At 46.2% G+C, this 756-nt stretch carries 1 pseudogene; it reads right to left on the bottom strand.

Annotated features, from left to right (window positions below):
* A pseudogene (locus tag HK25_RS13000) lies at positions 1-756 on the bottom strand (hypothetical protein); the annotation flags it as partial.

Here is a 756-nt window from a genome sequence, read left to right as displayed (position 1 = left end):
ACATAAAATACAGGGTTCTGATATTACCAACTGTAACATATGAACCGTGTGTAGTGGTTCCTGATGTAGGAAGTTCAGACTGAAAAGCCACTAGTCCCTTGGGTGTGGTAATATTACCATTCCATGCAAAATACCACTGGTATACTTTAGAAGTGGCATCGTACCCAGTTAGGTTCACCCCTGCTGTATTAGCACTACCCTCATCAAATACGTCTGATACGCACCATGTGCCACGGAAGTTCCCTGAGTTGTACGGATTGCCAAAACCAATCCCCTCAGTCCACATATATGTTCCAGCTGTTGGTGTTCCAGACATTCCACCATTAACACCGCCAAATATCCATCCAGATGATGTTAACGGTCCAGTCATTGTATCGCCAGAGCGGTTTACTTTATCGTTGTTGAGAGTTTCTTCCGCCGCCTCTGCTCTGGTTACTTCAGCAGTCAACGCAGTTTGTAGTGCATAATCACCTGCTGGTTGTGCAAATGCGTATTCTACATCTCCTGAACTGTTTGCATATGAAAGCCAGATTTCACCAGATGTTTTATTCACGCCCGCTTGTAGTGGTGAGTAATCTTGATCGCCTTCTGCTTTTCCAACGAACGTGTCATTAGCCCAGCTCTCAGTGGCGTATCCATTGAACAGGCTCTGCCAGGACGCACCTTCAGCTCCAGGAGTGGTCAGGTTACTATCAGCTGTGCTGACCCAGAAATTCCCTGAACTGTCCGAGACAATTGCATATTTCTTATACCCCC

Origin of the sequence: Acetobacter sp. DsW_059 (genome assembly GCF_002153695.1) — a bacterium.
GTDB lineage: Bacteria > Pseudomonadota > Alphaproteobacteria > Acetobacterales > Acetobacteraceae > Acetobacter > Acetobacter thailandicus.
This window is presented reverse-complemented; position numbering and strand designations above follow the sequence as displayed.